6 protein-coding genes are annotated in these 7,583 nt (G+C 62.9%); all 6 read left to right on the forward strand.

The window, feature by feature from the left end; all coding sequences use genetic code 11:
- Positions 1–115: 115 nt before the first annotated feature.
- From BLL38_RS24575 to BLL38_RS24600, 6 genes are read left to right on the forward strand one after another with little or no spacing between them, the layout of a single operon-like run.
- Complete coding sequence (locus tag BLL38_RS24575) at positions 116–1,624, forward strand: indolepyruvate oxidoreductase subunit beta family protein (RefSeq protein ID WP_076964654.1); 1,509 nt, start codon at positions 116–118, stop codon at positions 1,622–1,624.
- A 6-nt stretch (positions 1,625–1,630) separates the two neighbouring features.
- Positions 1,631–2,086 (forward strand): acyl-CoA thioesterase, encoded by a 456-nt coding sequence (locus BLL38_RS24580; protein WP_076964655.1) that lies wholly within the window; start codon positions 1,631–1,633, stop codon positions 2,084–2,086.
- Entirely contained in the window at positions 2,083–4,407 is a 2,325-nt protein-coding gene (locus tag BLL38_RS24585) for a bifunctional salicylyl-CoA 5-hydroxylase/oxidoreductase (protein ID WP_076964656.1), read from the forward strand. Before BLL38_RS24580 ends, BLL38_RS24585 begins: the two co-directional genes overlap by 4 nt.
- Before the next feature lie 41 nt (positions 4,408–4,448).
- A complete protein-coding gene (locus BLL38_RS24590; RefSeq protein ID WP_076964657.1) occupies positions 4,449–5,579 on the forward strand; it encodes a cupin domain-containing protein in 1,131 nt (376 codons plus the stop codon).
- 49 nt (positions 5,580–5,628) lie between these two features.
- Positions 5,629–6,570 carry a fumarylacetoacetate hydrolase family protein gene (locus tag BLL38_RS24595; protein ID WP_076964658.1) on the forward strand — a complete coding sequence of 314 codons (942 nt, stop codon included), beginning with the start codon at positions 5,629–5,631 and terminating at the stop codon, positions 6,568–6,570.
- A 60-nt stretch (positions 6,571–6,630) separates the two neighbouring features.
- Positions 6,631–7,461, forward strand: a complete 831-nt coding sequence (locus BLL38_RS24600; RefSeq protein ID WP_242627637.1) for a carbon-nitrogen hydrolase family protein — start codon at positions 6,631–6,633, stop codon at positions 7,459–7,461.
- The last annotated feature ends 122 nt before the right edge of the window (positions 7,462–7,583 follow it).

Here is a 7,583-nt window from a genome sequence, read left to right on the forward strand (position 1 = left end):
TGTGGGGTCAGCCTTGGGGGCCGACGCGCGCCTGCGCACCTCTCGCCCCGTGCTGGCAATTATCAACTTGTCATGGGAGCCGGTACGCACCTCGTGCCGGCTCTGGAGTCTGTCTATGCCCAGTGAACCTATCAAGATTGCCATTCTCGCCATGGGCGGCGAGGGCGGTGGCGTACTCGCCGACTGGATTGTCAACCTGGGGGAGCAGAACGGCTATTTCGCCCAGACCACCTCTGTTCCCGGGGTTGCACAGCGCACTGGCGCGACGATTTATTACGTTGAGCTGTTCCCCGGTGCCGATGCTCCACAAGCCAGGGTGCCGGTGCTCTCGCAGGCGCCATTGCCGGGGGATGTGGATATCGTGCTGGCCTCGGAGCTGATGGAGGCTGGGCGTGCTGTGCAGCGTGGCTTCGTCACCCCTGAGCGGACCACCTTTGTGACCTCGACCCACCGGGTCTATTCGATTGCCGAGAAGTCGGCGATGGGCGACGGCCGGGTCGACAGCGCGGCGCTGCTGCTCCAGGCGAGCCGGGCGGCCAAGCGTTTTGTCAGCTTCAACATGGAGCAGGTCGCCGAGCGCACGGGCAGCGTTATCAGTGCCGTGTTGTTTGGCGCCCTCAGTGGCACGGGGGTACTGCCCTTCAACCGGACGCAGTTCCAGGCCACGATTGAGCGCGGGGGCGTTGGCGTCAAACCCAGCCTGCAGGCTTTCGAGGCGGGCTATACCCGGGCACGCGAGACCCAGGACGAAGCCCGTGAACCGCACAGTGCCGCCGTGGGCCCTGAGGCCTCACGGCCGCCGCATCCGCTGGTGGCCGGGCTGCTCGAACGGGCGCGAGGTTTTCCGGCCAGTGTGGTGGATATCGTTGTTGAGGGCGTACGCCGACTTATCGATTACCAGGACCCGGACTACGCCCGCCTGTATCTGGACCGCCTCCAGACAGTGTCAGCGGCCCCCGGCGGCGGGGATATCGAGTTGCTGCGGGAGACGGCCCGTTACCTGGCGCTCTGGATGTCCTACGAGGACACCATCCGGGTGGCAGACCTCAAGACCCGTGGCAGCCGCTTCGAGCGGGTGCGCAGCGAGGTGCGCTCCAAAGCCGACCAGGTCCTGACGATTGAAGAGTACATGCACCCGCGGATCGAAGAAATCTGCGAAACCTTGCCGGCGGGCCTGGGCCGCTGGCTGGCCAAGCCCCATCGGACCCATCGCCTGGTGGCCCGTTTCACCCAGCAGGGGCGAACGATCAAGACCAGCTCCCTGAGCGGTTTTCTCCTGCTCTACGGCCTGTCGCGCTGGCGTCGCTGGCGCCGTGTAACGCTGCGCTATACCCAGGAAAACGCGCGCATTGAAGTATGGCTGCAACGGGTACAGACGCTGGCCGCGATCGACCCGGCGCTGGCCCTGGAAGCCGCCCAGTGCCAGCGCCTGGTCAAGGGCTACAGCGACACCCACGCCCGTGGCCTGAAGAACTACGAAACGTTGATGGCCGTGGTGGACGAACACTCCCGTTTCCTGGCGCCGACGACGCTACGTGAACTGCGCGATGCGGCATTGGCCGACGAGCACGGCCACCAGCTGCGCGAATGCCTGCAACGTCATGCCTTACCTTTCCAAGGATAGTGTCCTATGAGTCCGAAAAAATTCGTACGTGAGCACCGTATCCGCTTCGCTGAGTGCGACCCGGCGGGCATTGTGTTCTACCCGCAATATTTTGTGATGTTCAACAACTTGCTGGAGTCCTGGATCGACGAGCTTCTGCCCGATGTGGGCTTCGCCGGTTACATCGGCAAGCTGCGTTTCGGGTTGCCGACTGTCCACCTTGAAGCCGACTTCCAGGCCATCAGCCGCATGGGCGACGACGTCATACTGAGCCTGGAGGTGATCAGGCTTGGCGGCAAGTCGCTGACCCTGGCGCTGGGGTGTACCGACCTTGAGGGGCAGGTGCGCATGAAGGTCACGCAGGTCCTGGTGTCGACGTCCCTGGAGCGTCATCAGGCCATCGAGTTGCCGAGCCTGTTGCGGCTGGCGCTGACGGCTTCCTCCACCCCCAATAAAGACAATAACGAAAGGAGCGCAATGTGAACATTGCCTGCATCGGCGGTGGTCCCGCCGGCCTGTACTTTGGTTTGCTGATGAAGTTGCACAACCCCTCCAATGAGGTCGTCGTGGTCGAACGCAATCGACCTTACGATACCTTCGGTTGGGGGGTGGTCTTCTCCGATGCGACCCTGGACAACCTGCGCGAAGCCGACCCCGTGTCCGCGCAGACCATCGCCAATGAGTTCAGTCGCTGGGACGATATCGACATCCATTTCAAAGACCGCCTGATGCGCAGTGCCGGCCATGGCTTTATCGGGATTGGCCGCAAGAAACTGCTCAATATCTTGCAGGCGCGCTGCGAAGAGGTGGGGGTCAAACTGGTCTTTGAAACCCTGGTGACGGACGACCAGGCGATTGCGCGCCAGTACAACGCTGACTTGGTGATCGCATCCGATGGCGTCAACAGCGCGGTGCGTACACGCTACGCGCAGACCTACCAGCCCGATATCGACCAGCGCCATTGCCGCTTCGTTTGGCTCGGGACACGCAAAGTGTTTGAAGCCTTCACTTTTCTGTTTGTGCCCACAGAGCATGGCTGGTTCCAGGCCCACGCTTACCAGTTCGAGGACGGCCTTTCTACGTTTATCGTCGAGACGACCGATGCCACCTGGCAGGCGGCGGGGATCGACCAGATGTCCCAGGAGGAGGGGATCGCCTACTGCGAACAGCTGTTCGCCCCCTGGCTTGACGGTGAACCGCTGCTCTCGAATGCCTCGCACCTGCGCGGTGCGGCCATCTGGATCCGCTTCCCGCGGGTGATCTGTGGCAAATGGGTGCATTGGACCCAGCCCCATGGCCCGCAAGGCGGCGAAGTGCCGGTGGTGCTGATGGGCGATGCGGCGCATACCGCGCATTTCTCGATCGGTTCGGGCACCAAGCTGGCACTGGAGGATGCTATCGAGTTGTGCAACACCCTCAAGGCCGGCGGGGCGCTGGGCGAACGCCTGGCGCATTACGAGCAGGTGCGTGGCATCGAGGTGTTGAAGATCCAGAATGCGGCGCGCAACTCCACGGAATGGTTCGAGAACGTGGCGCGTTATGCCCGTTTGGAGCCGGAGCAGTTTGCCTACTCTCTGTTGACCCGCTCGCAACGTATTTCCCACGAGAACCTGCGCTTGCGCGACCCCCAGTGGCTCGGCGATTACGAACGCTGGCAGGCTCAGCGGGCGGGTGTGCCGACGGTCACGGGGGAGCGGCCACGCCCGCCGTTTCTGACCCCCTACACGGTGCGCGGTGTGACCTTGAAGAATCGGGTCGTGGTCTCGCCCACCTTGCTGTACTCCAGCCAGGATGGCCTGCCAGGCAACTTCCACCTGGTCCATCTTGGTGGCCAGGCCCTGGGCGGCGCCGGGCTGGTATTGGCCGAGGCCACGGCGGTCTCGCCCCAGGCGCGTATCACCGCAGGCGATCCCGGCTTGTGGAACGCCGAGCAAGTGGTGGCCTGGAAAAAAATCACCGACTTCGTGCATGCCGAGAGTGGGGCGCATATCGGCGTGCAGCTCAATCACGCCGGGCGTCGCGGTTCTACGCAGTTGGGCTGGGAAAAGGCCGACCACCCACAGGCCGATGGTAACTGGCCGCTGATCAGTGCGAGCCCGTTGCCGTACCTGGCGGACATCTCGCAGGTGCCGCACGAAGCGAGCCGCGATGACCTGGCCCGGGCTTGCAAGCAGTTCGCCGATGCCGCGCGCCGTGCTGCCGAGGCCGGCTTTGACTGGCTTGAACTGCAGGCCGGGCATGGCTTCCTGCTCTCAAGTTTCATCTCGCCCCTGACCAATCAGCGCAGCGACGAGTACGGCGGTTCATTGGCCAATCGCCTGCGTTTCCCTCTCCAGGTCTTGGCGGCCATACGTCAAGCCTGGCCCGATCACTTGCCGATCTCGGTCCGCATCTCGGCCACGGATTGGGCCCCGGGCGGGACCCAGGTGGATGAGGCGGTAGAGATTGCCCGGCGTTTCAGTGAAGGCGGCGCGGATATGGTGGCGGCGTCTTCAGGAGAGGTGGTCGCGGACCAGCGGCCGGTGTATGGCCGTATGTACCAGACCCCGTTTGCCGACCGCATCCGCAACGAAGCCCATGTGCCCACCATCGCGGTAGGCGCGATCACCGAGGCCGACCAGGTTAACGGCATTATCGCCTCGGGGCGTGCGGACCTGTGTGCCTTGTCGCGTTCGCATCTGGCCGATTCGGCCTGGCTCCTGAGAGAGAGCGCAAGGCTAGGTTGGCAAGACGTCGAATGGCCGTTGCCCTATCAATGGGGCAAAGACCCGCTTGAGCGTAGCTTCACCCGAAGCAAGTCCTGAGGGCCCAGTGCCCACGGCATCCTGTAAAGAGGAGAAAGACCATGACTACCTCGTATGACCAATACCGCGAAGGCATTGTGGGGCGCGCCGACGTGGAAGACACCCCGGAACTGCTGGCCTATTACCGTGAGCTGGATCAGTTGAAGACCGGTGCACTGTGGACCGTGGCCAATAAAATCGAACCCTGGCAGCCCCAGTCCGAATCCGTGCCGGTGCTCTGGCGCTACCGCGACCTGCGTGAGCATGTACTGCGCTCGGTCACCCTGGTAACGCCAGAAAAGGCCGGACGCCGGGTGATCTACCTGAACAACCCGGGGCGGACCGAGGTGTCTGCCGCCGTGGGCTGGCTGTACTCCGGGCTGCAAGTGATGCACCCGGGCGAGCGGGCCTCCGCGCATGCGCATTCGTCTTCGGCGCTGCGTTTCATCATGGAGGGGCGTGGGGCCTACACCATTGTTGACGGCCACAAGCTGACACTGGGCGCCAACGATTTTGTCTTGACGCCCAACGGCACCTGGCACGAGCACGGTGTCGAGGAGGACGGCCTGCCGTGCATCTGGCAGGACGGCCTGGATATTCCCCTGGTCAATGCCCTGGAGGCCGGGTTCTATGCCGTGCACCCGGACTTGCAACAGGCGATCGGCCACCCGGTCGACGACCTGGTGAGCCTGTGGGGCGCGCCCGGCCTGCGCCCGGAGAACATCGGCTGGAACAAGCCCTATTCGCCCTTGTTCAAGTACCAGTGGGAACCGACCTACGAGGCCCTGCTGCGTTATTCGGCAGCCCGCGACGACAACCCCTTCGATGGTGCATTGATGCACTACACCAGCCCCGTCAATGGCGGCCATGTCCTGGCCACTATCGGCGCGAGCATGCAGTTGCTGCGCCCGGGGTTCGTGGGCAAGGCCCATCGCCATACCGGCAGTTTTATCTACCAGGTGGCCAAGGGGAAAGGCTACTCGATCATCAATGGCCTGCGCTTTGACTGGCAGGAGCGTGACATTTTTTGCGTGCCGTCCTGGGCCTGGCATGAGCATGTCAATGCCTCCCAGAGTGACGACGCCTGCCTGTTCTGTTTCAGCGACCTGCCGGTGATGGAAAAACTGGGCCTGTATCGAGAGGAGGCGCTGGCTGACAACGGCGGCCACCAACCGGTCCTGCCATCTGCCTAGCCCGGGCCTGGAACACCACCCTGCTGTATTTATCTGGAGAATTTCGACCATGCGACTCGTAACCTATCGCGCCCACGTGAGTGCCGCCGCCCGACTGGGGGCCATCGTGGACGATCTGGTGATTGATCTGCACCACCTGGGCCAGCACTCGGGCCAGGCCTTGCCGGACAATATCCTCGACTTTATCGACCTGGGGCCCCATGCCGTGGCCTCGACGACGGCGCTGCTCAAGGCTTGCGCCGGCCAGTGGCCGCTGGACGTGGCTTTGCCGTTGGCCAATGTCAAGCTGCTGGCGCCTATCCCGCGGCCGCGCAAGAACATCTTCGGCATCGGCCTGAACTATGTCGAGCACGTGGCGGAGTCGAGCCGCTCGCTGGACACCTCAAAGGACTTGCCCACGCAGCCGGTGATTTTCTCCAAGCCTCCGACCACGGTGATCGGCCCGGGCGATGCCATCGAACACAACGCAGCCATTACCCGGCAGATGGATTGGGAGGTGGAGCTGGCGGTGATCATGGGGCGCCGCGCCAAAGGTGTGAGCGAGGCCGAGGCGCTGGGCCATGTGTTTGGCTACACCGTGCTCAACGATATCAGTGCCCGTGACAACCGGCGCGCCGGTCAATGGATCTACTCCAAGGGGCAGGACACCTATGCGCCACTGGGCCCGGTGATTGTCACCGCCGATGAGATCAGCGACCCGCATAACCTGAACCTGAGCCTCAAGGTCAATGGCGTGGAGAAACAAAACTCCAATACCCGCCATCTGTTGTTCAACATCCCCACGCTGATTGCCGATATCAGTGCCGGTATCACCCTGGAACCGGGAGACATTATTGCCACCGGCACCCCCGCAGGCGTAGGCGCCGGACGTACGCCACAAGAGTGGTTGTGGCCAGGCGATGTGGTTGAGGCATGGGTCGAGAAGATCGGCACGCTGCGCAACCCTGTGGTTGCCGTCGGCGACGAGCCGCGCAAAGGCCAGCCTCAGTAAACAACGGGCCAGCCCTGTGCGGCTGGCCTGATTCCTTCGTGTACAACCGGATGAACTGTCATGCTTGAACTCCCCCGATTCAAGGCTGCGGCGGTACAGACAGCCCCTGTTTTCCTGGACACCGACGCCACCGTCGACAAAGTGATCCGTCTGATTGAGGAAGCCGCCGACAACGGTGCGCGACTGGTGGCTTTTCCCGAGGTGTTTGTGGCGGGCTACCCCTACTGGAACTGGATGGGCAGCCCGATTGAAGGCAGCCCATGGTTCGAGAAACTGGTGCGCTCGGCGATCGAGATTCCCGGCCCCGAGATTGCCAAGATTGCCCAGGCTGCGGCACGCCATCACATCAATGTCGTCGTGGGTGTCAACGAGCGGAGTAGCCATGGCGTGGGTACGCTCTACAACACGCTGGTGACTATTTCCGATGAGGGGCGGATCCTTGGCCGGCACCGCAAGCTGGTGCCGACCTGGGCCGAAAAACTGACCTGGGCGCCTGGCGATGCTTCGGCACTGCGCGTCCATGCCACGACGGTGGGGCCCCTCGGTGCGTTGGCGTGTGGTGAGAACACCAACACCCTGGCCCGGTTTGCCTTGATCGCCGATGGGGAGTTGGTGCATGTGGCCAGCTACATCTCTTTGCCCGTGGCCCCGTCCGACTACGATATGGCCGAGGCCATCAAGGTCCGCGCGGCTGCGCACTGCTTCGAGGGCAAGCTGTTCACGGTCGTTTCGTGCTCGACGGTCAGTGAAGAGATTATCCAGGCGCTCGAGCCCGATTACCCGCAGGCGCGAGCCTTGCTCTCACGGCGCAACAGTGCGTTTTCCGGGATCCTCGGGCCGGATGGGCGGGTGATCGGCCAGCCGTTGATTGACGAGGAGGGCATTGTGTAGTGGTCTAATTTCCCCGGACACCTCGATAGGTGGAAAATGCATCTATCGAGGAGTTTTTCATGACCACCAAACGCAGGACATTCGACGACAGCTTCAAGCTGCAAGTCGTGAAGATGATCAAG

The organism is Pseudomonas gessardii (assembly GCF_001983165.1).
Lineage (GTDB): Bacteria > Pseudomonadota > Gammaproteobacteria > Pseudomonadales > Pseudomonadaceae > Aquipseudomonas > Aquipseudomonas gessardii.

Bases quoted from the DNA above. Each gene is read 5' to 3' on its own strand.
- BLL38_RS24580 (WP_076964655.1), top strand. From the start codon at position 1,631: ATGAGTCCGAAAAAATTCGTACGTGAGCACCGTATCCGCTTCGCTGAG.
- BLL38_RS24590 (WP_076964657.1), top strand. From the start codon at position 4,449: ATGACTACCTCGTATGACCAATACCGCGAAGGCATTGTGGGGCGCGCC.
- BLL38_RS24595 (WP_076964658.1), top strand. From the start codon at position 5,629: ATGCGACTCGTAACCTATCGCGCCCACGTGAGTGCCGCCGCCCGACTG.
- BLL38_RS24600 (WP_242627637.1), top strand. From the start codon at position 6,631: ATGCTTGAACTCCCCCGATTCAAGGCTGCGGCGGTACAGACAGCCCCT.
- BLL38_RS24575 (WP_076964654.1), top strand. From the start codon at position 116: ATGCCCAGTGAACCTATCAAGATTGCCATTCTCGCCATGGGCGGCGAG.